19 protein-coding genes, 4 tRNA genes and 2 pseudogenes are annotated in these 23,994 nt (G+C 60.5%); 14 read left to right on the top strand and 11 right to left on the bottom strand.

The window, feature by feature from the left end:
* From kdsB to DVJ77_RS00640, 7 genes are all read left to right on the top strand, one after another.
* Window positions 1-777 carry a 3-deoxy-manno-octulosonate cytidylyltransferase gene (kdsB, locus tag DVJ77_RS00670; protein ID WP_114843546.1) on the top strand — a complete coding sequence of 259 codons (777 nt, stop codon included), beginning with the start codon at window positions 1-3 and terminating at the stop codon, window positions 775-777.
* A 2-nt stretch (window positions 778-779) separates the two neighbouring features.
* Window positions 780-1,238 carry a low molecular weight protein-tyrosine-phosphatase gene (locus DVJ77_RS00665; RefSeq protein ID WP_114843545.1) on the top strand — a complete coding sequence of 153 codons (459 nt, stop codon included), beginning with the start codon at window positions 780-782 and terminating at the stop codon, window positions 1,236-1,238.
* Between the two features lie 34 nt (window positions 1,239-1,272).
* Window positions 1,273-3,099, top strand: a complete 1,827-nt coding sequence (gene uvrC / locus DVJ77_RS00660) for an excinuclease ABC subunit UvrC (RefSeq protein WP_114843544.1) — start codon at window positions 1,273-1,275, stop codon at window positions 3,097-3,099.
* 347 nt (window positions 3,100-3,446) lie between these two features.
* The gene (pgsA, locus tag DVJ77_RS00655) at window positions 3,447-4,049 is read left to right on the top strand and encodes a CDP-diacylglycerol--glycerol-3-phosphate 3-phosphatidyltransferase (RefSeq protein WP_114844175.1); all 603 of its coding nucleotides are present in this window, start codon (window positions 3,447-3,449) and stop codon (window positions 4,047-4,049) included.
* Between the two features lie 60 nt (window positions 4,050-4,109).
* Window positions 4,110-4,185, top strand: a tRNA-Gly gene (locus DVJ77_RS00650).
* A gap of 144 nt (window positions 4,186-4,329) precedes the next feature.
* Window positions 4,330-4,405: transfer RNA gene (locus DVJ77_RS00645), tRNA-Gly, on the top strand.
* A 79-nt stretch (window positions 4,406-4,484) separates the two neighbouring features.
* Window positions 4,485-4,558, top strand: a tRNA-Cys gene (locus tag DVJ77_RS00640).
* A 134-nt stretch (window positions 4,559-4,692) separates the two neighbouring features.
* On the opposite strand, the gene DVJ77_RS00635 is transcribed toward DVJ77_RS00640, so the two are convergent.
* Window positions 4,693-4,779 (bottom strand) — tRNA-Leu (locus tag DVJ77_RS00635).
* 246 nt (window positions 4,780-5,025) lie between these two features.
* On the opposite strand from DVJ77_RS00635, the gene DVJ77_RS00630 reads away from it, so the two are divergent.
* On the top strand, window positions 5,026-5,682 hold the full coding sequence (locus tag DVJ77_RS00630) for a response regulator (protein ID WP_114843543.1): 657 nt from the start codon (window positions 5,026-5,028) through the stop codon (window positions 5,680-5,682).
* Window positions 5,683-5,768: 86 nt separating this feature from the next.
* Here DVJ77_RS00630 and DVJ77_RS00625 read toward each other — a convergent pair whose 3' ends face one another.
* Window positions 5,769-8,984: an Rne/Rng family ribonuclease gene (locus tag DVJ77_RS00625; RefSeq protein WP_114843542.1), complete on the bottom strand. Its 3,216-nt coding sequence runs from the start codon at window positions 8,982-8,984 to the stop codon at window positions 5,769-5,771.
* Window positions 8,981-9,118, bottom strand: coding sequence for a hypothetical protein (locus tag DVJ77_RS20975; protein WP_162791308.1), 138 nt, complete (start codon window positions 9,116-9,118; stop codon window positions 8,981-8,983). Before DVJ77_RS20975 ends, DVJ77_RS00625 begins: the two co-directional genes overlap by 4 nt.
* A 200-nt stretch (window positions 9,119-9,318) precedes the next feature.
* Between DVJ77_RS20975 and DVJ77_RS00620 the strand changes: the two genes are divergently transcribed.
* The gene (locus tag DVJ77_RS00620) at window positions 9,319-10,317 is read left to right on the top strand and encodes an RluA family pseudouridine synthase (protein ID WP_114843541.1); all 999 of its coding nucleotides are present in this window, start codon (window positions 9,319-9,321) and stop codon (window positions 10,315-10,317) included.
* Here DVJ77_RS00620 and DVJ77_RS00615 read toward each other — a convergent pair.
* Both DVJ77_RS00615 and DVJ77_RS00610 read right to left on the bottom strand, forming a co-directional pair.
* Complete coding sequence (locus DVJ77_RS00615) at window positions 10,288-11,811, bottom strand: CPBP family intramembrane glutamic endopeptidase (RefSeq protein WP_114843540.1); 1,524 nt, start codon at window positions 11,809-11,811, stop codon at window positions 10,288-10,290. The two genes, DVJ77_RS00620 and DVJ77_RS00615, sit on opposite strands and share 30 nt — an antisense overlap.
* 2 nt (window positions 11,812-11,813) lie before the next feature.
* Window positions 11,814-12,155, bottom strand: coding sequence for a 4a-hydroxytetrahydrobiopterin dehydratase (locus DVJ77_RS00610; RefSeq protein ID WP_114843539.1), 342 nt, complete (start codon window positions 12,153-12,155; stop codon window positions 11,814-11,816).
* A 168-nt stretch (window positions 12,156-12,323) separates the two neighbouring features.
* Here DVJ77_RS00610 and DVJ77_RS00605 point away from each other — a divergent pair, with 168 nt between their 5' ends.
* Window positions 12,324-12,932 (top strand): NfuA family Fe-S biogenesis protein, encoded by a 609-nt coding sequence (locus DVJ77_RS00605; protein ID WP_114843538.1) that lies wholly within the window; start codon window positions 12,324-12,326, stop codon window positions 12,930-12,932.
* Window positions 12,933-12,999: 67 nt separating this feature from the next.
* Here DVJ77_RS00605 and DVJ77_RS21345 read toward each other — a convergent pair.
* Both DVJ77_RS21345 and DVJ77_RS21340 read right to left on the bottom strand, forming a co-directional pair.
* Window positions 13,000-13,281: pseudogene (locus DVJ77_RS21345) on the bottom strand (c-type cytochrome); the annotation flags it as partial.
* Between the two features lie 78 nt (window positions 13,282-13,359).
* Window positions 13,360-13,677: pseudogene (locus DVJ77_RS21340) on the bottom strand (c-type cytochrome); the annotation flags it as partial.
* Between the two features lie 150 nt (window positions 13,678-13,827).
* On the opposite strand from DVJ77_RS21340, the gene DVJ77_RS00595 reads away from it, so the two are divergent.
* Window positions 13,828-15,039 carry a glycoside hydrolase family 18 protein gene (locus DVJ77_RS00595; RefSeq protein ID WP_162791307.1) on the top strand — a complete coding sequence of 404 codons (1,212 nt, stop codon included), beginning with the start codon at window positions 13,828-13,830 and terminating at the stop codon, window positions 15,037-15,039.
* Window positions 15,040-15,081: 42 nt separating this feature from the next.
* On the opposite strand, the gene DVJ77_RS00590 is transcribed toward DVJ77_RS00595, so the two are convergent.
* The 4 genes from DVJ77_RS00590 to DVJ77_RS00575 all read right to left on the bottom strand — a co-directional run bounded on the left by DVJ77_RS00590 (window position 15,082) and on the right by DVJ77_RS00575 (window position 18,825).
* On the bottom strand, window positions 15,082-16,317 hold the full coding sequence (locus DVJ77_RS00590; RefSeq protein ID WP_114843536.1) for a TraB/GumN family protein: 1,236 nt from the start codon (window positions 16,315-16,317) through the stop codon (window positions 15,082-15,084).
* 92 nt (window positions 16,318-16,409) lie between these two features.
* The gene (locus DVJ77_RS00585; protein WP_114843535.1) at window positions 16,410-17,300 is read right to left on the bottom strand and encodes a carbon-nitrogen hydrolase; all 891 of its coding nucleotides are present in this window, start codon (window positions 17,298-17,300) and stop codon (window positions 16,410-16,412) included.
* Between the two features lie 51 nt (window positions 17,301-17,351).
* Complete coding sequence (locus DVJ77_RS00580) at window positions 17,352-18,389, bottom strand: agmatine deiminase family protein (RefSeq protein WP_114843534.1); 1,038 nt, start codon at window positions 18,387-18,389, stop codon at window positions 17,352-17,354.
* Between the two features lie 94 nt (window positions 18,390-18,483).
* Entirely contained in the window at window positions 18,484-18,825 is a 342-nt protein-coding gene (locus DVJ77_RS00575) for a hypothetical protein (RefSeq protein ID WP_114843533.1), read from the bottom strand.
* A 210-nt stretch (window positions 18,826-19,035) separates the two neighbouring features.
* Here DVJ77_RS00575 and abc-f point away from each other — a divergent pair, with 210 nt between their 5' ends.
* The 3 genes from abc-f to DVJ77_RS00560 are packed head-to-tail and all read left to right on the top strand — an operon-like array spanning window position 19,036 to window position 23,887.
* Complete coding sequence (gene abc-f / locus DVJ77_RS00570) at window positions 19,036-21,003, top strand: ribosomal protection-like ABC-F family protein (RefSeq protein ID WP_114843532.1); 1,968 nt, start codon at window positions 19,036-19,038, stop codon at window positions 21,001-21,003.
* A 56-nt stretch (window positions 21,004-21,059) separates the two neighbouring features.
* Window positions 21,060-22,073, top strand: a complete 1,014-nt coding sequence (locus DVJ77_RS00565; RefSeq protein WP_225427691.1) for a phosphoglycerate mutase — start codon at window positions 21,060-21,062, stop codon at window positions 22,071-22,073.
* Complete coding sequence (locus tag DVJ77_RS00560; RefSeq protein WP_114843531.1) at window positions 22,070-23,887, top strand: DHH family phosphoesterase; 1,818 nt, start codon at window positions 22,070-22,072, stop codon at window positions 23,885-23,887. Before DVJ77_RS00565 ends, DVJ77_RS00560 begins: the two co-directional genes overlap by 4 nt.
* Window positions 23,888-23,994 lie beyond the last annotated feature (107 nt).

Genomic DNA, 23,994 nt, shown 5'->3' with positions numbered 1-23,994 from the left:
ATGTCTCACACGTCACTGCCCTTTATCGTTGCCATTCCCGCGCGTTACGGTTCGACCCGGCTATCGGCCAAGCCGCTGCGCGAGATTGATGGCGTGCCTATGGTGGTGCGGGTAGCTCGGCGCGCCTTGCAGGCCGGTGCCATGCAAGTCGTGGTGGCGGTGGATGATCCACGTATTGCCGATGCGCTGGCGGGGCAGGGCGTCGACGTCTGCATGACCCGCAGTGACCACGCTTCAGGCAGCGATCGTCTGGCCGAATGTGCGGCGCATTACGGTTGGGCTGACGACACCATCGTGGTGAATCTGCAAGGTGACGAGCCCTTTGCGCCTGCCGCCGGTATCCGCGAAGTGGCGCTTGCTTTGGCCGAGGATGATGCGCCGGTGGCTACTTTGGCCACCGAGATCATCGATGCGCATGAATTGTTCGATCCGAACGTGGTTAAGCTCGTGCGGGCGGCAAACGGTCGGGCTTTGTATTTCAGTCGCGCCCCTTTGCCATGGGCACGCGATGCCTTTTTGAGTAGTCGCGATTCATTGCCGGCTGAAATGCCGTTCTTGCGGCATATCGGCATCTACGCCTATCGCGCCGGGTTCCTCAAACGTTATGCCGGCCTTGGTCGCACACCGCTCGAGCAGGCCGAATCGCTCGAACAGCTACGCGTGCTTGAGCATGGCTACGCGATCGCCGTGCGTCTGTCTCCCGAGCCTTTTCCGCCTGGCATCGATACCCTCGGCGATCTGGAGCGTGCCGAGCGGTGGCTGCGGGCGCAGATTTAAACATGCAGCGAATACTGTTCGTCTGTCTGGGAAATATTTGCCGTTCGCCCCTGGTCGAGGTTGTTGCGCGCAAGCATCTGGCCGAGGCTGGCCTTGATGTGGCGGTCGCTTCCTGTGGCACTGGAGCCTGGCATGTGAGTAAAGGTGCCGATCCCCGCATGTGTGTTGCCGCAGCAGCGAAAGGGTATGACCTCGCGCATCATCGCGCCAGGCAAGTTCGTAAGGATGACCTCAGTACGTACGATCTTGTGTTGGTCATGGATCACGACAATCTGCGCGAAGTACGCCGTTTGCCGGGAGTGCGAGCGACGGCAACGTTGGCGCTGTTTCTTGACTGGACCGGCGCGGCACCACCGTTGGAATTTCCCGATCCCTATGATGGTCCGGGCGAGGGTTTCGCTCAGGCTGTGGTCCTGGCCGAGCGCGGTGTTTCGGGTCTTATCAAACGCCTACGGGCATGACATGCCGTCGGTGCAAACCGGCTAAAATTGCCTTATGCAACTCATTCCGCAGCAAGCTTTCGACGGCAAGTCTTTTGTCCGAACCCTGACCTCCTCGCCTGGTGTTTATCGCTATTTCGACGATGCCGGCGAATTGTTGTACGTGGGTAAGGCAGGCAACCTCAAGAAACGTGTCGGCAGCTACTTTCTGAAGCCGCGGATGGAGCCGCGAATAGCCGCGATGGTGGCGCAGATCGCGCGTGTCGATATCACCGTGACGCGTACCGAAGGCGAGGCGTTGCTGCTGGAATCGCAGCTCATCAAGTCGCTCAAGCCGCGCTACAACATTTTGCTGCGTGATGACAAAAGCTATCCGTACATCTACCTGTCCGGCGGTGAGGACTATCCACGACTAGCTTTTCATCGTGGTGCGCGTCATTTGCCTGGGCGTTTCTTCGGGCCGTATCCAAGTACGTTTGCCGTGCGTGAAAGCCTCAATTTGATGCAGAAATTGTTCAAGGTGCGCCAGTGCGAGGATAGCTATTTCCGCAACCGCTCACGCCCCTGCCTGCAGCACCAGATCGGTCGCTGCAGCGCACCCTGCGTGAAGCTGATTACGGTGGATGACTACCGCTCTGACGTGCGTCACGCTGAGATGTTTCTCGATGGCCGCAGCAGTGTGGTGATCGATGAATTGGCTGGCGCGATGGACGAGGCCAGCAAGGCATTGGCGTTTGAGCGCGCGGCGGCCATCCGCGACCAGGTCGCCGCATTGCGCCAACTGCAAGCGCAGCATCATGTGCAGGGTGCGAGTGCCGACATGGATGTGATTGCTTGTCGCATCGAGTCTGGCCTGGCCTGCGTCAGTGTGCTTTTTTTCCGCAACGGCATCAGCCTCGGCACCCGCGACTTCTTTCCGCGGTTACCGCTGGATGCCGAGCCCGCCGACCTACTGACGCAGTTCATCGCGCAGTATTACCTCGACCGTCCCGTGCCGCGCGAATTGATTCTCGGCGAGGAGTTGGCCGACGAGGCCATCCTGGCCGAATTACTGACCCAGCAGTCCGGGCGCAGTGTGGAGATCAAGGCGCGGGTCCGCGGTGAACGCGCGCGCTTTCTGCAAATGGCTGAACGTAATGCGCAAGCCTCGCTTACCGCGCGTCTGGCCAGCCGGCAGACACTGGGCGCACGTTTCGACGATCTACAGAAATTGCTTGAGCTGGACGAATCGCCGCGTCGCATCGAATGTTTCGATATCAGCCACACCATGGGCGAGGCCACGGTGGCTTCATGCGTGGTATTTGGCCCGGAAGGGCCCGAAAAGTCGCATTACCGCCGTTTCAATATTGCCGGCATTACGCCGGGTGATGACTACGCCGCCATGCATCAGGCGCTTACCCGGCGGTTTCGCAAACTGGCGGAAGGCGAGGGTGCCCGCCCGGATATCCTGCTGATCGATGGCGGTAGCGGCCAGGTTGCCCAAGCGCTGGATGTGCTGAACGAGCTAGGCGTTGTCGGCATTCAGGTCATCGGCGTGGCTAAGGGGCCAGGCCGGCGGGCCGGCGAGGAAACCCTGATTCTGGCCGATTCTGGCCGTAATCTGCATCCAGGGCCGGCATCGCCGGCACTGCATCTGGTTGCGGCGGTCCGTGACGAAGCGCATCGCTTCGCCATCAGTGGGCATCGTAAGCGGCGTGAAAAGGCCCGAGAGCGCAGCGTGCTGGAGGATGTGCCTGGCATCGGTGCGCGCCGCCGCTCGGCCTTGCTGAAGGCTTTCGGTGGCTTGGCCGGGGTGGAGGCCGCCGGTATCGAAGAATTAATGCGGGTCAAAGGGATTGATCGCGGCCTGGCCGAACGCATCTATGCCGTATTGCACGCCTGAGGGCCTGTTTATGATCTCTGGGTGGTCCGCGTTGAGCTGCTATGGACGTCTGGTGGCGGTGCGTGGTGCAGCGCCTGGCTGGCTGTCAGGTCACGTTGCGCGCTGGCGCATGGCGGTCGCGGCGCAACCCTTCGGGCCGGGGCTGTTTGCCTGTATGACTGCGTCATCACTCAGTGGTGTGCCGACGTACACTTTTTCGTTCTTTCTTATCCTGCGCGCAAACAGCTCTCGGCGAGGGCCACTAAGTGACCGTAAACAGGCTCTAAAAACTCAGTCGACAACAACGGTGACACGAACGCATGCGACACTGCGCTCATGAGCCGGAACCTATGAGCCCGATCCCACCGATGCGCATCAACCTGCCAACCTGGTTAACCATATTTCGCGTGGCGTTGCTGCCCGTCATGGTGGTGGTGTACTACCTGCCTTTTCATGGCCATAACATCACCGCCGCAATCGTCTTTGTGCTGGCGGCGATCACTGACTGGTTCGATGGTTATCTGGCGCGCCGGCTCAACCTGACCTCCGCTTTTGGTGCGTTCCTCGATCCGGTGGCAGACAAGCTCATGGTCGCGGTAACGCTGTTTCTATTGGTGGAGTCGCACCGTGGTGGCTGGCCCGGCATCGTGATGGCGGTAACTGCCGCGGTGATTGTCGGACGCGAGATCAGCATTTCGGCATTGCGCGAATGGATGGCTAATATCGGTATGCGCGCCACGATCAAGGTGGCCTTCATCGGCAAGCTCAAAACGGTGATGCAAATGATCGCGCTGGTGGTGCTGATCGTGCAGCACGATGCCGAAGCCCTGCGCCTTTATCACGTGGGCGAGGTACTGCTGGTTATTGCCGGCGTGCTGACCATCTGGTCTGGCTTGCACTATCTGCGGGCGGCCTGGCCGATGTTGCGTGATGCCGAGCCGTTGGAGGATTCGGTCGAACGCGATGCATGAATAGACGTATGACAAAAGCTTGACGGGCCGCATTTACTCGCTAAAATGCGCGACTCCAATGCGGGAATAGCTCAGTTGGTAGAGCACGACCTTGCCAAGGTCGGGGTCGCGAGTTCGAGTCTCGTTTCCCGCTCCAGGTTCAAAACAAAGCCCCGATCATCTGCGGGGCTTTGCTTTTTCTACACTTATTCAAGTTCAACCGTCGATTGTTCCAGTTGCCAAAAAGCTCGTTGAAGCTATTCACAACGGAGCTGGTTCTGCTATGATTGACGGCTCCGATGCGGGAATAGCTCAGTTGGTAGAGCACGACCTTGCCAAGGTCGGGGTCGCGAGTTCGAGTCTCGTTTCCCGCTCCAGTTTCACGAAACCTCGGCAATCCGGGGTTTTGTTTTTTAAGTGAATCCCACGCCACTTGGGGTAGGATTTACGCGCGATGGCCCGGTGGCAGAGTGGTCATGCAGCGGCCTGCAAAGCCGCGTACGCCGGTTCGATTCCGACCTGGGCCTCCATCGCTTATAGTGAAAAACCCGCTGAAAAGCGGGTTTTTTGTTGTCTGCTCGGCATGGGGCAGTCTTAGCGGAGCGGCGACTTTTGCGCGGCGATCCGCCCCTGGCATCTGGGCGTCTATGACTGATTGAAACGATGGTGCCCGGAGCCGGAATCGAACCGGCATACCCTCGCGGGTGAGGGATTTTAAGTCCCTTGCGTCTACCAATTTCGCCATCCGGGCGGATGGTCAAGCGCGTGGGGCTTATCTACCTCGTCACAACGCGAACGCGTATCTTAACATGTGCTGCCGAGTCGCTTGTGCACTTGAGGGCAACGAAAAGCCATGTTCGTTTGCCGGGCATAACGCCATGCCGTGTCTGACCATTCTTCGAGTTTATATTTCGCCATGAGATCGCCATCGGTTGATGCTTGCAATGACACGGCGCAAAGCCTAAGTTCGACGTACCTAACCCAGGGAGGGAGCAACGTGATCAATCTCGTACTGATTGACGATCACGAATTAGTCCGCACCGGCTTCAGAATGATTCTGCAACAGCAGCCGGATATGACTGTGAGCGGTGAGGCGGGAACAGCCGAGGATGGGCTGAAGCTGATTCGTACGTTGAAGCCGGATATCGCGTTAGTCGATGTGCATATGCCAGGCATGAGCGGCATCGAATTGACTGAACGTGTCGACCGTTCCAAGCTCATGAAGACACGCATCATCATCGTGACTATCGTGGACGATGCGCGTTTTCCCAAGCGTCTGCTCGAAGCAGGCGCCTTTGGCTATCTCACGAAAGGCTGCAACGCAGAAGAGCTGTTGAATGCGGTGCGGCAGGTGGCCAAAGGGCGGCGCTATCTTGCGCCGGCTGTCGCGCAGCAGTTGGCCTTGTCGACGCTTGAAGGCGAGCAATCGCCGTTTGATTCGTTGTCGAGCAGGGAGTTGGAGGTCGCGATGATGTTGGTTCGCGGCAAGCCGCTGACCTCGATCGGCGAGCAATTAAGTCTCAGCCCAAAAACGGTGTCGACTTATAAACAGCGATTGATGGAAAAGCTCCAGGTCGATCACCTGGTCAGTCTTGCGCACCTGATGACGGTGCATGGCTTGCTCGATTCCCATAATAATCGGATCGGTAGCTGAGTCGGCCGGCATATGGCATAAACGAAAAAGCCGGACTCAATGTCCGGCTTTTTCATTTTGCGAGATGCCCTTATGGGGCTGGGTCGTTAATTGCTCTTGTCGGCCCTTTTTTCATCCAGCGCGCTGTCATCCGATGTGCTGTGGTCCGGCGCGTCAGTAGCGATCGGTTTTGGCTCATGGTGAGGTTGCGCAAGCAAGTCGCCCTGTTTTGGTAGTGCTACGACAGGTGCTGGTTCAATCGGTGCTAGTTCAATCGGTGCAGGTTCAGTCGCTGGTACGAGCGGGCTTGGAGCAGTCACTGGTGGAGCTTCCATTGACGGCGCCTCTACGGCCGGTTTCACCACCTCGGGCAGTTCTTCAGTGGCGCGAACGGGCTCGGCCTGATGTTCCGGCGTAGCTATGGTTACTGCCGCGGGCTCATTCGTGACGCTCGCCGCGGCCGGGCTGACAACAGCGACTTCGATGTGAGTCGGTGGCGATGGAATAGCTGTGATCTCAGGCAGCTTTACCACGTTGGTTACCGGCGGTATTTCAACGCGTGGCGCTTCAACATGTGCAGTGACTTGCTGCTGGACCTCGGTAGCTGCCGGCATCGTCGGAATCGGCGGCAGTACCGGCAGATTGAACGTAACCGGTGCCGGAGCTGGCGTGCTCACTTCAGGCGGTGTGACCGGAGGGAGGCGATCAGCAAGCGCGGGTCTTTCGACAACGGTTGGGCGATCGACAACGGAACGCTCGGCGCTAGCCGGCGCCGCCTGACGCGGGTGAGTATCGAGCAGTGGCTGACTCGCCGGCTCGACATGCTCTGTTTTCGCTGCGATGGCGACCGCCTCGGTGGCTACTGCGCCCACGACCGCACCTGCGGCGATGGCTTCGGCAGGCATCGTATTTGCGACTGGACTAATGGATTCGCTGGCCTGCGCAGGCTTGGATGCGGCCTGACGCTGCTTGCCGGCCTGGTCACGATCCTCATCATCGAGATCAAAGCCATTGGCGCCGGCATCATGCTGGGCGTTGCTGCTGACCTGATCCAGGGCGCCATCCTCTTGGCGGCGACGGCGGCGGCCACCGCGACGACCACGGCGGCGACGCGACTGCGCGCCATCGCTTTCCATCACGATATCCGTCTCAGGCGCACCGTTTTCGAGCAGTGGCTTGGCAACTTGAGCTTCTTTGGCGGCCTCGGCGGGCAGGGCGGCTGCAGGGCGTTCGCCTTGTGCCGGGCGCGGTGTGCGCTCCTGCTTCGGCTGTTGTACTTGCGCCTGCTTGCGCTCGGTCGGCATGGCCGAGTTTTCGGCGACAGCTTTGGGCTGACGTTCTTGCTTGGCGTTGGCTGGCTGTTGCTGCTGACGCTGCTGTGCCTGCTCATTTCCGCGTTGGCGCGGATTTTTCGCGGCTGGTTGTGCAGTTTTCGCGGTAGCACCTTGTTGCTGTGGCTGTTCGCGACGCGAGGACTGCTGGCGCCCGGCATTGCCCTGGGCCGGGCGGCCACGCTCGTCGCGACGATTGCCGCGAGCGTTCGAGCTGGATTCTTCGCGCCGGGTCGATGTGGGGGGGGCTACGGTCTCGGGTGCGGCACTGCCACGGAACCAGCCAAGCAGGCGCGAGATCACACCGCCAGTGGGGGCGGGAGAGGCCGCTGAGCGACGCGATCCGGTCTGCTGAGCAGCGGTCGTTGCCGCGGTCTCTTCACGAACCGGTGCAGGCGTGGCCGGCACGATGCCGCTGACCGCCGGTTGCTCGCCGCTGCCTAGGGCCTGCCCCATTTTCGGCACACCTGTGGCTTCGACGGCCGTGAGGCGTTCGTAACTGGGCTTGCTGTGCTCACCCATGTCGACTTCGCGGATGCGCTGGATCTCGATGTGCGGCGTTTCGAGCTTGTCGTCCGCCACGATAACCACATGCACCTTATTGCGCAGTTCAATCTCGACCACGCTGGCGCGCTTTTCGTTGAGCATGAAGTTCGCCACGGTCGGCGGGGCCTGCACCAGCACTTGGCCGGTGTTGTCCTTCATGGCGTGTTCTTCGATCAGGCGCAGGGTCGACAGCGACAACGACTCCACGCCGCGAATATGGCCGTGGCCTTCGCAGCGAGGGCAGACGATTTCGGTGGCTTCACCCAGGGACGGGCGCAGGCGTTGGCGTGACATCTCCAGTAGGCCGAAGCGCGAGATACGGCCCACCTGAACGCGCGCGCGATCCAGCTTCAAGGCATCTTTCAGGCGCTCTTCGACTTCGCGCTGATGTTTGGGGCTGTCCATGTCGATGAAATCGATCACGATCAGGCCGCCGGCATCGCGGATGCGCAACTGGCGGGCCAGCTCGACGGCGGCTTCACAGTTGGTATTGAAGGCGGTTTCTTCGATGTCGCCGCCCTTGGTCGCTTTGGACGAATTGACATCGACGGCGGTCAACGCCTCGGTCTGGTCGATCACGATCGAGCCGCCGGAGGGCAGGCGAACCTGGCGATCGAACGCGCTTTCGATCTGTGTTTCGATCTGGTAGCGCGAGAACAACGGGGTGTCGTCTTTGTACAGCTTCAGCTTGCGCAGCGCGTTGGGCATGACCTGCTGAACGAACTCGCGGGCATCGTTGAACAACGACTCCTCGTCGATCAGGATCTCGCCGATGTCGTTACGCAGGTAGTCGCGCAGGGCACGGATAAACAGCTTCGATTCCTGGTAGATCAGGAACGGTGCCTTCTGCGAGCCCGCCGCGGCGGAGATCGATTTCCACAATTGCAGCAGGTAATCCAGATCCCACTGCAGCTCTTCGGCGTCGCGCCCCATGCCGGCGGTGCGCACGATCAGGCCGACATCGTCGGGAACGGTAAGGTGGTCGAGCGCTTCTTTGAGCGCCTGCCGGTCTTCGCCCTCGATACGGCGCGAAACGCCGCCGGCTTTGGGGTTGTTCGGCATCAGCACCATGTAGCGGCCGGCAAGGCTGATGAACGTCGTCAGCGCAGCGCCTTTGTTGCCGCGCTCTTCTTTCTCAACCTGTACGACGACTTCTTGCCCTTCCTTGAGCAGCTCGCGGATGTTGGCTTTGTTGGGGTCCAGGCCCGGCACGAAGTATTCGCGGGCGATTTCCTTCAGCGGAAGAAAGCCGTGGCGTTCTGCACCGTAGTCGATGAAGCAGGCCTCGAGGGAGGCTTCGACGCGAGTGATGCGGCCTTTGTAAATATTGGCTTTTTTCTGCTCGCGGGAGGGTATTTCAATATCAAGGTCGTAAAGAGTTTGGCCATCAACAATGGCCACACGCAACTCTTCACGCTGAGTTGCGTTGATCAACATGCGTTTCATTGTAATTTTTCCTCGGCTTGCCGCGCGTCGCGTGCCGCGGTGGCGCCGTTGGGGCGGCCTGCCGAGGATTGCGCCGCTGCGGTAGAGCGGCATAGTACGGCACCGTTTTCTGGTGTCGGGGTTATTCGTGGCATTGCGCCTGCCGTCCCAGTACCCATTGATACCGGACAACGACAATCCGAACCGTTACGATGAAAGGGAGCAGCGACCGGTTGCCTGGGAGGCTCCCGGGGCTATCCTCGCCGACGTCACGGGCGGGCATCCCGCCCCATCCGAACATTAACGGGCAGGGCGTAGCGCCGGCCGAGTATCCTATTTCGCCAGGTTTTTTTCAATGCAGACGGTAACTTCCCACGATGCACCTCACGGAGTGCGTCAAGTAGAGATCGGCCCCGAGCGGGACGGTCAGCGCATCGACAATGCGCTGATGACCATGCTCAAAGGTGTGCCGAAAAGCATGATTTATCGGATATTGCGCACGGGTCAGGTGCGGGTCAATGGCAAGCGCGCCAAGCCCGATACCCGTCTCGTCGCCGGTGATATGCTGCGTATTCCACCGGTTCGCGTGGCTGAACGCCCCGCCGACCAAGGCGCGCCAAGCGGCATGATGGCCTCGGTCGCCGATGCGGTGATCTTCGAAGACAAGCACTTCTTGGTGATCGACAAGCCGTCGGGCATTGCCAGTCATGGCGGCAGTGGCGTCAGCCATGGTGCCATTGAGCTATTACGTGCGGCCCGCCCCAATGAGCATCTGGAACTGGTGCATCGGCTTGATCGCGATACCAGCGGGGTGCTGGTATTTGCCCGTACCCGCGCCGGCCTGATTGGCTTGCAGGCCGAAATCCGCGCCGGCACCGTGACCAAAGAGTATCTGTGCCTGATGGTGGGGCATCCGTCCAAAGCGAAGTTCGACGTTAACGTGCCCTTGCAGAAATCGATCATGCAGGGTGGAGAACGGATGGTAAGAGTGTCCGATAACGGCAAGCCATCGCTCACTTTTTTCCGTGAGGCGGAGCAATATCCGGGCGCCCGCTTGATGCATGCGGCATTAGGTACCGGCCGTACCCATCAAATTCGCGTGCACGCAGCGCATATCGGTCATCCGATTGCCGGTGATCCCAAGTACGGCGATCGCGAAATGAATAAGCGATTCCGCGATATGGGTCTGCAGCGGCTGTTTTTGCATGCGTCGCATATGAGTTTCGAGCTGGACGGCCGCTCATACAGTTTTTCGGCGCCCTTGCCAGATGACTTGAAGGATTTCTTGGATGTGCTTGCTGTAAAAGGAAAAAGGCTGCGCTATCTACAGGAAAAATCGCGCACTGATTTCTAAAGAGCGAAGCAGATCGCCGGTTAGTCCACTTTCGACGATGAGCGCGCAGCTCGCGTGCGCCATGGCGATCGGCAGCAGGCAACGTGAGCGCAGAAAGCACCATGCCCACCATAGCTCCGCCAACAGGCATAGCTGCATAAGCATGCCGTTGGGGGTGTGGAGCAGGGCGAATAGACTGGCGATAACCACCACTTGAGCCGCCCGCGGCCAACGTAACTGCTCCAGCCGTCGCGATACCACGGCCAGCATCAGCCATTGTTGCAAGCAGGCCCAGCCGACATAGGTCATGGCATGTCGTAATCCGGGATGGACGGCATCGTGGCCGAATAACAGCCAAAGGCCGATCGCCATGGGTACCAACGCCAGTGGCCAGAGCCAATCGCCCCAGTGATGCCCCAGCCATTGCCATGACCATGGACGCAGGCGTAACTCCGCTTGCATCGCGTAAAGCAGGGCGGCAGCGAAAGCGATCACGCCTGGGATCGACAGGTGCAGCCCCCATTGCAGCCCGCCGATCAGCCACAGCGGACCGGTGAGTACCAAGGCCAGATCCACCCAGGGTCGGGCAGGCCATGCGGCAGATGGCCGCAGGGCAAACCAGGTCAGTAGCAGTAAGTAGGCGCTGCATAGTGCCCAACTCGTCCATATTGGCAGCGCTACCCGTGCCTTTGCAGTCAATGTCGCACCGGCAGGCACAATCAACGCGGCGGGCCAGTGCGGTCGAAGTTGGTCGCGCAAAGCCAGCAAGGTCTCGGCGTGCGCATCGGCCGGTAGGCGGATCCATGGAACAGCAGGCGGGTTCGCTTGCTTGCTCCATTGCGCGATTTGCGACTGAGCTGTTGCAAGGTCACTTGAGAGCGTAAGGCTGGCCGCCGCGGAACTCGTGTCAGGCAGTGCCGGGGCGATGTCCGCGAGCAATTCAGCCTTATTCAGTCGCAGCGATGATCCTGCCGGCAGGTGCGGGTGTAGGCGCAGCAAGGTCGCGATACCGGGGGGCGGACATGCGCTTCCGGTGGTGGTTTGGCCATGTAGCTGACGCAGGTCGAGCGTTACCTCGTTGGCGCCTTTCGACAGTGTGGCAGCATCGACTTTCAGACATGTGGCTTGATCCTCGGACTGCCAGATCAGACCGAGTATCCCGTTTGCATCGCTTTGAGCATGCAGGCGGAGCAGCGGCCAATGCACAATATCCACTGCCTGCGATAGCGGCAGGCCGAGGTCGTAGGGGCTACCGTCGAGGCTGGTGACACGAAGCTGATCGCCATCGCGTGCCACGGTCGCCTGACCAAAGGCACGGCTGGCGATCAAGTCGCCGGGCTGACGCAGCGGCCATTGCCATAGCGGTTGACCATTGCGCAGGGTTGCCAAGGTATGCGCTGCATCCTGTTGCAACTGCATGCGGGTCATCCAGGCCGACAGCGACTGGATGAGCAGCAGTAATAAGACCATGGTCAGCGCGAAGCTGACAGCAGCGAGCAAGCGGCGTGAGTCCATCTTCAACGCGCGAGCAATGCCTCAACACGCGCGGCGCAGATAAAGTCGTTCAGCGAAAGGCCGCCTACGTCATGGGTCGACCACAGCAAATGGCAATGACCGTAGCCAGCTTCGAGGTCAGGGTGATGGTCTTCATGATTCGCCATAAAGCCAACGGCATTGATAAAGCCCAGCGTGCGATGGAAATCGGCGAATTTGAAGTCTTTGACGATGGCCTTGCCGTCAGCACTCAACTGCCAACCCGGTAAATGCTGCAACAGCGCGGCGATTTGCGCTGCATCAAGCGCGTGCTCCTTGCCTTTGCGCGGTTGGCAATGCTGGCTGGCGAGTTCGGTGTGGCTCATGCGTGACTCCAAAGCGATTCAAAGGCGCAAGCGTCGAAGTTGTCAGGCCAAAAGTCAAAGTCAGGCCCGATATCTCAATACCAGCGCATTGCCAACAAAACAGGACTAAAATGGTGCTGTTTCGCCCGCGCTCCATTTGAGCATCCGGCGACTGGATTTGGAGCCCACATGATCGACATCACTGAACGCGCGCAGCAGCACTTTCTGCGCTTGCTCTCGCAACAGGCTATTGACGGGCAGGGCATCCGCCTGCGGGTTACCGCGCCGGGTACGCCGGCAGCGAACTGCGAACTGGAATTCTGCGAGCCGGACGAGCTGACCGGTGGGGAATGGACCATCGAATGCAGCGGCTTCAATTTTCATATCGACGGCGACAGCGCGTCTTGGCTCGATGGCGCCAGCATTGACTACGAGTCGAATAGCACAGGTGGTCAGCTCAATATCCGCGCACCGCGGATCAAGGGCGAATTACCGGGCATGGACGCTGGCTTGGTCGAGCGGGTGCGTTATGTATTAGACGCTGAGGTAAATCCGAAGATTGCCGCCCACGGTGGTCGTATCAGCCTGCTCGAAGTCAGTGCCGAGGGCGTGGTGGTGTTGCAGTTTGGTGGTGGTTGCCACGGCTGCGGCATGGTCGATGTCACGCTAAAGAACGGCGTGGAAAAGACCTTGCGCGAACGCGTGCCGGAAATCACCGAAGTGCGCGACGCCACTGACCATGCCGGCGGCAGCAACCCCTATTACAGCAAGCATGAAGGCAAGTCGGCTTTGGCCTGACGGTGATGTCGCCGAACATAAAAAGGCCCGCCTAGGCGGGCCTTTTTGCATCAGCAGGCGATAGCTATCAATCGCCCTGAATATGCCCATTCAGTGTGCTGAGTTTGGTCGGCGTGTCGAGCTTGGCCGGCAGGGTCGAGTAGTACGCGGCGATGTCTTCGATGTCCTGATCGGACAGCGTGGCAACAAAGCCTTTCATGATCGGGTTAGTGCGCTTGCCGCTCTTGTACTCGTGCAACGCCTGCTGCAGGTACATGTTGTATTGACCGGCCAAGCGTGGGTACTGCGGGTCGATCGCATTACCGTCAGCGCCGTGACAGGCGAAGCAAGCGGCGGCCTTCTTGCCACCCGGGGAGTTTTCGGAGATTTGCTTGAGATCCTTGTCCAGCTTGGTTTTATCGGCATCGGACAATGCCGGTCCCGTCGGTGCCAGGCTGGAGAGATAAGCGGCGATGTCGCCGGTGTCCTTGTCGGACAGGCTTTGCGCTTGCGCCACCATGGTGGGATGCGTGCGCTCGCCACTCTTGTAGCCGTGTAGTGCGTTGACGATGTACTGCTCGTTCTGTCCGGCGAGACGCGGTACGGGATAACGCGGATAAGCGTTTTCGTAACCGACTACGCCGTGGCAGCCATTGCAGGTGTAGATCAATTTGCGTCCGATAGCCTTGTCACCCTCGGCATGCACGCTGGCAGTGGCGAGAAGAGCGGCGGCCACGGACAGGCCAAGCAATTGCAGTCGAGTCATCGAGATCATTCCCACGATTCCGGCGGGTACATGGTGAAAAGTCGCAGAAGTATAGTGGTTGCGTCCAAGGAGGGACAATATTGCTTATCTTGCGGTGCCGATCGGCCGGCGCTGCAGCGGACTTTCTCAGCTACGACAACGAGGTATGCGATGCGCGGCAGTTTGAATACGCGAGGCCAGAGCGGCTATTTCCGTGGCTGGATGTTCATCGCGCGACTGTTTGGCCTGTGTCTGGTGTTGATTTCGGGAGGCGTACAGGCAGCAAAAGACCAGGGCCATGACTATCGTATCGTTGGCTATGTAGGCGATGCCCGGCCGCTGCCATCGATTAGCGCGAACAAGCTCGACGCGATCAATTTTGCTTTCGCTACGTTGACCCCGGCGGGCAACGTCGAGCTGAAAAGCCCGACCGCCACCCAGTCGCTGGCTGATTTGGTGGCCCTGCGCAAGATCAATCCCCGATTGAAGATTCTGGCCTCAGTCGGCGGCTGGGGTGCCGATCATTTCTCAGAGGCTGCATGGGACGACACCGAGCGTCATCGTTTTGCCGATAGCGCAGCCGATCTGCTAGATCAACATGATCTGGATGGCATCGACATCGATTGGGAATACCCCACGCTGGCCGGTCCAGGCATCAGTCATCAGCCAGAGGATCGGCGCCATTTCAGTCTGTTGCTTGAGACATTGCGTAAGCGCCTTGACCAGCTTGGCGCAGCCCATGGCGGGAAACACTACCTGCTGACCATCGCAGCGGCGGACAGTGAGTTTGTAGCCGGCATCGAGTTAAAGCGTGTGGCGCGTTCACTCGACTGGATCAACCTCATGACTTACGACTTTCACAACGGATTGACGCCAAGTACCGGCCATCATGCCGGTTTGCATCTGTCGAAACTGGCTCCAGCCAACGATCGCGCGGCGGACAAAGCAGTACAACAATTTCTTGCCGCCGGCGTGCCTGCACGCAAACTCGTGCTTGGCGTGGCCTTTTATGGACGAGCCTTCGGTGATGTCGATCCGCAACACGATGGTATGCAGCAGAAATACGCCCACTTTGTCGGTGCACCTTCGTGGCACGACTTAAAGGTCGACTACATTACGTATAACGTCGGTACCTATAACGGCGGCGACAACGACAGCGGCAAAAACGGTTATGTGCGCTACTGGGACGAGCAGGCACAGGCGCCGTATCTTTGGAATGCCGATAAACACATCTTTGTCAGCTACGACGACCCGCAGTCACTGCGCGCCAAGGCGGCCTATGTCAGAGCCAACAACCTGGGCGGCATGATGTACTGGGAGCACAGCCTGGACCAGGACGAGCAGTTGCTTGATGTCGTGCGCCAAGGGCTGAGGAAACCGTAGCCGCCAGCGCTGGGTCGGCCAGCGCTGCCAAAGCAGACTTTTCTAAAGCAGGTTTTTGAAGATATGGATGCCGGCACTGTATTCGCCGACGATCGTGCCCAGGCAGACCAGGAAAAAATTCAGCAAGGTGCGAGCGACGCGGTTTTTCCACCAGCCGCTCCAGTGCACGATGTCGTCGCGCAGGGTCTCAAAATCAGCCACGCGTGGACGACGCACCCAGGCCTCGACCATGGCACTGATGCCGCCTGACGGAATGCCGGGGCGAAACGGCTTGATCGGTGCGGCAATAAAGGCCGCCAGGATACTTAGCGGGTGACCACCGGCAATGATCGCGCCGAGCGCGGCGAAGCCACCGGTGAACAACACCCAGTCGCGCAGCGCCTGCGCACCGAGCGCGGTATTGCGATGGAAAGCAAAGCCGATCGCCACGAACACGGCGAGTACCAGGCCGACCGCCAACCACTTGGGCCAACGCGCCTTGGGCGGCATCTGCGCCAATTCCGCGACCTTGCCGGCGGGATTATCCTGTTGTGTGCGCAGCAGTTCGCACAGCCCTTTCAGATGGCCGGCGCCGATCACCACCAGAACCTTGCGCAAACTGCCGCCAGCATCCGCGCGTGACGCCTGTTCACGCAAACGAGCGGCCATAAACGCATCGCGCTCGGCGATCAGGCTGCGGTAAAGCGGCGCCGATTCGGTGGCGAATTCGCTAAAGGCGCTTTCGAGCATGTCGCCTTGCTTGAGTTTCTCGATCTCTTTTTCATCAATGGCCTCGCGCTCGAACACGCTGGCCATCAGACCGCCCATCAAGCCAAAACGCTGCCAGAAGCCCACGCTATGCCAGGCGCGGCGCAGGGTGGTGCCGACCTCGCGGTCGATCAGCCACAGCGGTACATGGCGTAGTTCGGCTCCTGTCATCGCCGCCTTCATCTCGGCGCCGGGCTCGATGCCGTATTGATCGGCCAGGCGCTTTTGGAAGGTGGACAGCACCAGGCTGGCAGCGACCATGCCGGCCTTGCCCTGGCGGATCACCTGGAACAAATCCATCTGCTTGAACGCTTCGGGATCGCGCATGCCTTGCGCGCGGCTATCGCATAGCTCCACCGCCACCGCATCGAAGGGTTCGTGCGCGAGTAGCGCCTCTACCGCCTCGACGCTGCTGCGTGACACGTGTGCCGTGCCGAGCACCACGTACTCCACGCCATCGCGTTCGACCCGCTCGATCGGTTGGCCCTGCAGGGCGGGCGGCAAGATGTCGGTGGTGTCGGAAAGACTCATGCGCGGGTCAATTGATCGTGAGAAACCCCAGCATGGGGATGGCCGCCGCACGGCACAAGCCACGCGGCGGAAAGATGTTCAGCCACGTGCGCTCAATCGCGGAAGCGCTTGAGCAGGTCCGCGTAAGCGTCGATGCGGCGATCACGCAGGAATGGCCAGATTCGCCGAACATGTTCGCTGCGCGCCATATCGACCTCAGCCAGCAGCAACTGACGCTGATCGGTGCCTGCCTGAGCCAGAAACTCGCCTTGCGGGCCGGCTACAAAGCTGTTGCCCCAGAACTGGATGCCCGCACCGACACCGGCGACATCGGGCTCGTACCCCGTACGGTTGCAGGCCAGCAAGGGCAGGCCGTTAGCGACCGCATGGCCGCGCTGCACGGTGACCCAGGCGTCGCGCTGGCGATCTTTCTCGGCCTGCTCGTCATTGGGGTCCCAGCCGATCGCTGTCGGGTAAAGCAGCAGTTCGGCGCCGGCCAGTGCCATCAGTCGAGCGGCTTCTGGATACCACTGGTCCCAGCACACCAGCACTCCAAGCCGGCCCACCGATGTGTCGATAGGATCAAAGCCGAGATCGCCAGGAGTGAAATAAAACTTCTCGTAGAACGCCGGATCGTCGGGGATATGCATCTTGCGATACTTGCCGGCGATGGCGGCCGAACGGTCGAAGACCACGGCCGTGTTGTGATAAAGGCCTGCTGCGCGTTTTTCGAACAACGAAGCCACCACCACCAGCTTGAGTTCCGCAGCCAACTGGCCGATGCGCTCGGTGCTGGGGCCGGGAATGCGTTCGGCACGGTCGAATTCATCCACCGATTCGTGCTGGCAGAAGTAAGGCCCGTTGTGCAGTTCTTGCAATAGCACCAGCTCGGCGCCCGCGCCGGCTGCTTCGCGCAAGCCCGCTTCGATGGCGTCCAGATTGGCGTCACGGCTGCCGCGGTCGGTTTCCTGCAGCAGCGCAACCTTGAGAGTCTTGCGGGTCATGCCGTGTTTCCTGTCTGTCATGCCGGCGGGTTCGTAGTGTAGCGGACCCGCTTAAGCGGTCACGCCGGCCGGCAACTGCATGGTGATGCAGTGCAGGCTGCCGTTTTGCCAGATCAGCGGACGGCACGGTACCTGTACGATCTCCCGGCCCGGATGAGCCTGGCCGATGATCCGTGCGGCCTCGTTATCGGCGACATCGCCATAAGCCGGCACCAGCACGGCACCGTTGACGATCAGGTAGTTCGCATACGAGGCGGCTAGGCGGCGGTTCTCATCGACAATCGGCCGGGCCCAGGGCAGCGGATAAAGTTGGTACGGGCGGCCGTCGGCCGTGCGCAGCGCAGCCAGTTCGGCCGCCATGCGCTGCAACTCGTCGTGGTGCGGGTCGCTGGCGTCGTCGCAAGCCTGGAACACGATGCGTTCGCCCGGAGCGAAGCGGGCGAGGGTATCGATATGCGCGTCGGTGTCATCGCCTTCGAGATAACCGTAATCCAGCCATAGCACGCGCGAAGCGTGCAGGCTGTCGCGCAGAATCGTGCTCATTTCCTCGCGCGATTGCACGGGATGGCGTTGGACCAGGCAACGCCAGGTCGTCAGCACGGTCCCTTCACCATCGCTTTCGATGCCGCCACCTTCGAGCGCCCAATCGACACGTTTGTGGGTGGCATGGTTAAACACGTCAGCGTCTACCAGCCCGCCAATCAAGGCATCGTCTTGTTCGGCACCGAATTTGCCGCCCCAGCCGGTGAAACGGAAATCAGTCAGTTGGAACGTAACGGCATCGGCTTTGAGCGTGATCGGGCCGGAGTCGCGCAGCCAGGTGTCGTCATAAGGCAGCTCGACAAACCGCACGCGCGAAAGGTCGACCTTGGCTGCCCGCATAAGGGTTTGCGCATGCGCGCCCAGGGCGGCATCGGCAACCACCACGATCAATGGCTGAAAGCGGGTCACTGCCGCAGCCAGGGCCACATAAGTGGTCTCCACCTCGGCCAGGCGCTCGGCCCAGTCGGTTTCGGCATGCGGCCAGGCGATCAACACAGCCGCCTGCGGCTCCCATTCGGCCGGCAGGCGCAGGGTGGAATCAGTCATCGGTTTCAACTCACGTCTCGAAAGGCATAAGGCCGCGGCGGAAATCCCGCCCGGCCAACGAAAACGCGAATTGTACGACGTTACACGCTTGTCTTCAGTTGACCGTCGAAGGCGAGGTGTTGTTGCCCGCCGGTGTATTGAGCACCGAATGGATCACATGGCTGCGCTCGAAATAAACGATGAAGTTCGAGTAATCCCAGCGGTTGATCGTCGGATGCTTCTGGCTGTCGCCGCCGCGCGGCGTCAGTTTGCGCTGTGGCGCACCGTACTTTTGCTCGACCTGCGCCATGCTCATGCCGCGCGAGGGCAGGTTCATGCTGCTCTCTTGCTGCACGCGATGCATCAGCAGGTTTTCTGCCCGTGCCGCATACGGCATCGAGCCACCGGCTACCGCCAGCAACACCATCATCGACACGCTAAATTTGTACTTATGCATAAGTCCCCTAAGCCCCCGAAGCCTCTCGCCGCATCACATCGTATAACCGGTCGTGTAACCAGCGATGCGGCGTCGTTGTAACAGAAGTATTTGGGCTTAGCCACGACAAACTGCAGCGATTGCGATGGGGTGGGCATTCAGTGCCGGTATGATGTGCGGCTGCGGGCAGCAGGCTGCCCTCCTTAGATTCCGTTCGGATATATCCCCCACATGATCGCTTTTCGACATTTCGCCTTGCGCCGTGGCAGCCGTTTGCTGCTTTCCGACATCGATCTGGTGATCCAGAGCGGCTGGCGACTGGGCGTGGTCGGCCGCAATGGCTGCGGCAAGTCCAGCCTGTTCGCCGCCTTGCAGGGCAAGCTCGAATCGGACGCCGGCGACCTGGATATGCCGGCAAAGCTGCGGCTGGCCACGGTGGCGCAGGAAACCCCCGCTTTACCCGATCCGGCCATCGACTACGTCATGGGCGGCGACGAGGAGCTGGCCATAGCCTTGCGCGACGAGAACGACGCCCAGGCTCGCGGCGACACCGAGGCCATGGCGCGTGCGCATCACCGCATTGAGGAGTTGCACGGCTATGACGCCCGCGCTCGGGCGGGCCGTCTGCTGCATGGTCTTGGTTTTGCGCCGGAAACCCACGAGCGTGCCGTGCAGGAGTTTTCCGGTGGTTGGCGTGTACGCCTCAATCTGGCCCGTGCGTTGATGGCGCCGTCGGAGCTGCTGCTGCTCGACGAGCCCACCAACCATCTCGATCTGGATGCCGTGCTTTGGCTCGAAGAATGGCTGCGCCGTTATCAAGGCACCTTGCTGGTGATTTCGCACGATCGCGAGTTTCTCGATGGCGTCATTTCACACACGCTGCATCTCAACGAGGGGCGCGGCAAACTCTATACCGGCAACTACAGTGCATTTGAACGCCTTCGCGCCGAGCAATTGCGGCAACAGCAGATCGCTCACGAGCGCGAGCAAGCCGAGCGCGCGCACTTGCAGTCCTTTGTCGATCGCTTCAAAGCCAAGGCCAGCAAGGCCAAGCAGGCTCAGTCGCGGGTCAAGCGGCTAGAAAAGCTGGCCGGTACAGAAGCTGTGCGTGCGGAGCGTGCGTTTCGTTTCCAGTTCGCGGTGCCCGATCGGCTACCCGATTCAATGTTGCAGTTGGAAGAAATCGTGGCTGGGTATCCGGCGGCCAGTGAAGACCCTTACGATGACGCCGCGCCCGCATCACCCCATGCGGCGAATGCTTCCGGCACGGCCTTGGTAATCTTGAACGATGTCCGGTTTCGACTGGAGGCGGGTGAGCGCATCGGTTTGCTCGGCCCCAACGGCGCGGGTAAGTCCACCCTGGTCAAGACCCTGGTGGGTGAGCTGACGCCGCTCGGCGGTGAGCGCAAGGCGCATAAAGATCTGAAGATCGGTTACTTCGCCCAGCACACTGTAGAGAGCCTGCATGAAGGCTCCAGCCCGTTCGATCACCTGCAGGAGAAAGCACCGGGAGCCAGCGCTCAATCGATGCGCGATTTCCTGGGTACCTGGAATTTCGCTGGCGATCGTGCGTTTGAATCGGTCGACGGTTTCTCCGGCGGCGAGCGTGCACGGCTGGCCTTGGCCTTGATCGCCTGGGACAAGCCCAACCTGTTGCTGCTTGATGAGCCGACCAACCATCTGGACCTGGACATGCGCGAGGCCTTGGCCGACGCCCTGGCCGACTTCGATGGCGCCCTCGTGCTGGTCTCGCATGACCGTCATCTGCTCGGCCTGGTTTGCGACAGCTTTTGGCGCGTCGCCGATGGCAAGGTCGAAAGCTTTGATGGCGATCTGGACGATTACGCGCGCTGGTTGCGCAGCCGCGGCTCGGCTAACAAGAAAGCCGACAAGAAAGCCAAGCTGGCGGCAGCCGAAAGCAAGCCGGTTGTGCCGGTCGAGTCACCGGAAGAGCGTCGTCGTCTTGCCGCCGCGCAGCGTGAAGGCGAAAAGGCATCGCGTCAGCGCGTGAAAAAGCTGGAGACGCGCATGAGCACGATCGACAGCGAACTCGCCGCGCTAGAAAAGCAGTTGGCCGATCCCAACACCTATAACGGCCCCACCACCGAAATGCTGCGTCTAAGCAAACGTCAAACCGAGTTGCGCGGCGAAAAAGAAACGCTTGAAGCCGAGTGGCTGGAGCTTTACGCGACACTATAGGGAGGGGCGTCTAAAATCGATCCGTGTACCACGACACCACCAGCAGGCGTTGACGCATGCATAAGACATCGCCTGATTCCATGAAGCCCGATTCCATCAAACCCGATTCAATCAGGCCTGACTCGATCAGGCCCGATTCGATCAGGCCTGGTCCACTGGAAGTGTGGTTGCCCGAGCTATCGCGTTTTGAGCCAGCGCATCCCCTGCGATCTTTGCTTGTACGCGCCGACCGGCTCGACGACGGCGCCAAAGGTTATCTGGCCGGTCTGGCGACGTATTTCGTCTGCCCCCATGGCTTGCCCGCCGCCGCATTGACGCGAGACTTGCTCGCGGGCGATGCAGCCGATGCCTCCTGGTTATGCGCCGACCCCGCTTGGGTGCAGCCCGACCTCAACGGTGTGCGCTTGCTCGCCTGCGGCCAGTTGCAGCTCAGCATGGATGAGGCGCAGGCGCTAGCCAAGCCATTGAAGCCGGTATTTGGCGACGCCGGTATGATCCTGGAGGTGTCTTCGCCGGATCGCTGGCACCTGCGTCTAGCGCCAGACACCCCGTTGCCAGAGTTTGCCTCGCCCGAACAAGCCTTGGGCGAGGATCTGTTCCAGCACCTGCCACAGGGCACTGAGGGTCGCCGCTGGCGTGTGTTAATCAACGAAGTACAGGTGTTGTTGCACCAGCATCCGCTCAATACCGAGCGCCGCGAGCGCGGGCTACCGCCGATCAACAGCCTGTGGTTGTGGGGTGGTGGGCGTTTGCCGAGCCGTGTTCATACGACACTGGCCGGCGTGATTGGCGACGACGTGCTGCTTGGCGCGCTGGCCCGACACGCCGGGCTAAAGATGCGCCAGCGCACACTTGCTTCGGTGGCGGCGGCCAAGCCTGGTGAGTTGATCGATCTACAAGACCTGCCCCCAGAAGCCATCGAGGCTAGCTGGTGGCAGAGCGTGCAGGCATTGGCGCAGGGTCAATCGCTGCAGCTCTGTTTCGCCAGCGGCGAGCGTTGGCTGCATCGACGCTGGCATCGCATGCGCTTCTGGCGCCGGCCGAATTTGAACAAAGGCATGCAGCGATGAGCCGTCTCACCCTGCGCCGACGTCAAGTGCAAGGCTCGCCGCTCGGTTGGAGCGATGCGGTACATCCGGTGCTGCAGCAGATCTACGCCGCGCGCGGCGTGCTCACCCCGGAACAAGCCGAGCATCGTTTGACCCGTCTGCTGGCACCACAACAATTGGGTGGTATGGAGCGCGCCGTCGACTTGTTGCAGGAAGCGATCCGCGACGATTGGTCGATCCTGATTGCCGGCGACTACGATTGCGATGGCGCCACCGGTACCGCTGTGGCAATGCGTGGTCTTCGTTTGCTTGGCGCCAAGCACGTCAATTACGCGATACCGAATCGCTTCGTGCATGGCTACGGTCTCAGCACGGCGTTCGTCGAATCACTGCAGCCGCGACCGCAGCTCATCGTCACCGTCGACAACGGCGTGGCCAGCGTGGCTGGCGTCGCTGCGGCACAGGCGCTAGGCATCCGCGTAATCGTCACCGATCACCATTTGCCCGGTGAGCAGTTGCCGGCGGCCGATGCGATGGTCAATCCTAATTTGGTAACTATCGAAAAGTGCGAGCATGGCAGCCCGCTTTGTGATCGTTGCGCGCAAGACGCGCGCTTGAACAAGGCCTTTCCGAGCAAGGCGCTGGCCGGTGTCGGCGTGATGTTCTATTTGTTGCTCGCCTTGCGTGCGCAACTGCGCGAACAAGGTGCTTACGTGCAAGTCAGTGAGCCGGATTTGTCGCAGCTACTGGATCTGGTTGCGTTGGGCACTGTGGCTGACCTGGTGCCGCTGGATTTCAATAATCGCGTGCTGGTCGAGGCCGGCATGAAGCGCCTGCGCGGCGGCCGTGGCTGTGCAGGCATCGTTGCCTTGGTCGAAGCCAGTCAGCGCAGCGTCGCGACCCTTTGTCCCAGCGACCTTGGCTATGCGGTGGGCCCGCGTTTGAACGCGGCAGGTCGCCTGGAAGACATGCGTCTGGGGGTGGAGTGTCTGCTTACCGACGACCGAACCCAGGCTCGCCATTACGCCGAATTGCTCAGCTCGATTAATCAGGATCGCCGCGAACTGCAGGCCACCATGGTGGCCGAGGCTGAAGTGATGGTGGCTCGCGCCGCACATACCGATGCGGTCGGCGTGGCTTTGTATGAGCCGAGCTGGCATGCCGGTGTGGTCGGCTTGGTTGCCTCCAAGTTAAAGGAGCGGCTGCATCGTCCGGTCATCGCCTTTGCGCCCGCCAGCGAGGACAACATCGATGAGCTGCGTGGCTCCGGTCGATCCATCAGTGGCTTTCATATTCGCGATGCGTTGGCCGTTATCGATACTCGTCATCCGGGTTTGATCGAACGTTTCGGCGGTCATGCCATGGCTGCCGGGCTCAGTCTCAAAACCAGCGACTACCCACGTTTTGCTGCGGCATTCGATCTGGTCGCACGTGAGTTGCTTGACGAGGAACGCCTGCAGGCCGTGCTATATACCGATGGCGAATTGCCGCCCGGTGCAGCGACCTTGGAGCTTGCCCGACAGTTGCGCTACGCCGGTCCGTGGGGGCAAGCCTTCCCCGAGCCGTTGTTCGACAACCACTTCGAATGCGCAAGCTGGAAAGTGATGGGCGAGCGCCATTTGCGCCTAAGCCTGCGTGACCCTCGCGACGGCATGTTGCACGATGCCGTGATGTTCAATGCCTACGAAGGCCAGCCACCGCCAACGATGCTGCGTGCCGCTTACGAGCTGACCATCAATGATTGGCAGGGGCGTGAAACACCCCGTTTATTGTTGCGGCATATCGAACCGGTCAATAAGCATCTTGAACCCGGAAATACGGGTAGTCCGGCTTAAAAGGTCATACAGCAGGGCCGGGGATGGGTGCGGCGAAAATTTCGCTTGCATGGCGTGCTTCATCGTGCTTTATTCACCTCCATGTCTTCCGCTCACGCCAAGGTTTC

Origin of the sequence: Dyella tabacisoli (assembly GCF_003350925.1) — a bacterium.
Classification (GTDB): Bacteria; Pseudomonadota; Gammaproteobacteria; order Xanthomonadales; family Rhodanobacteraceae; genus Dyella_C; species Dyella_C tabacisoli.
Note: the sequence above shows the minus strand (reverse complement) of the source record. Positions and strands in the feature narration are given on the sequence as shown.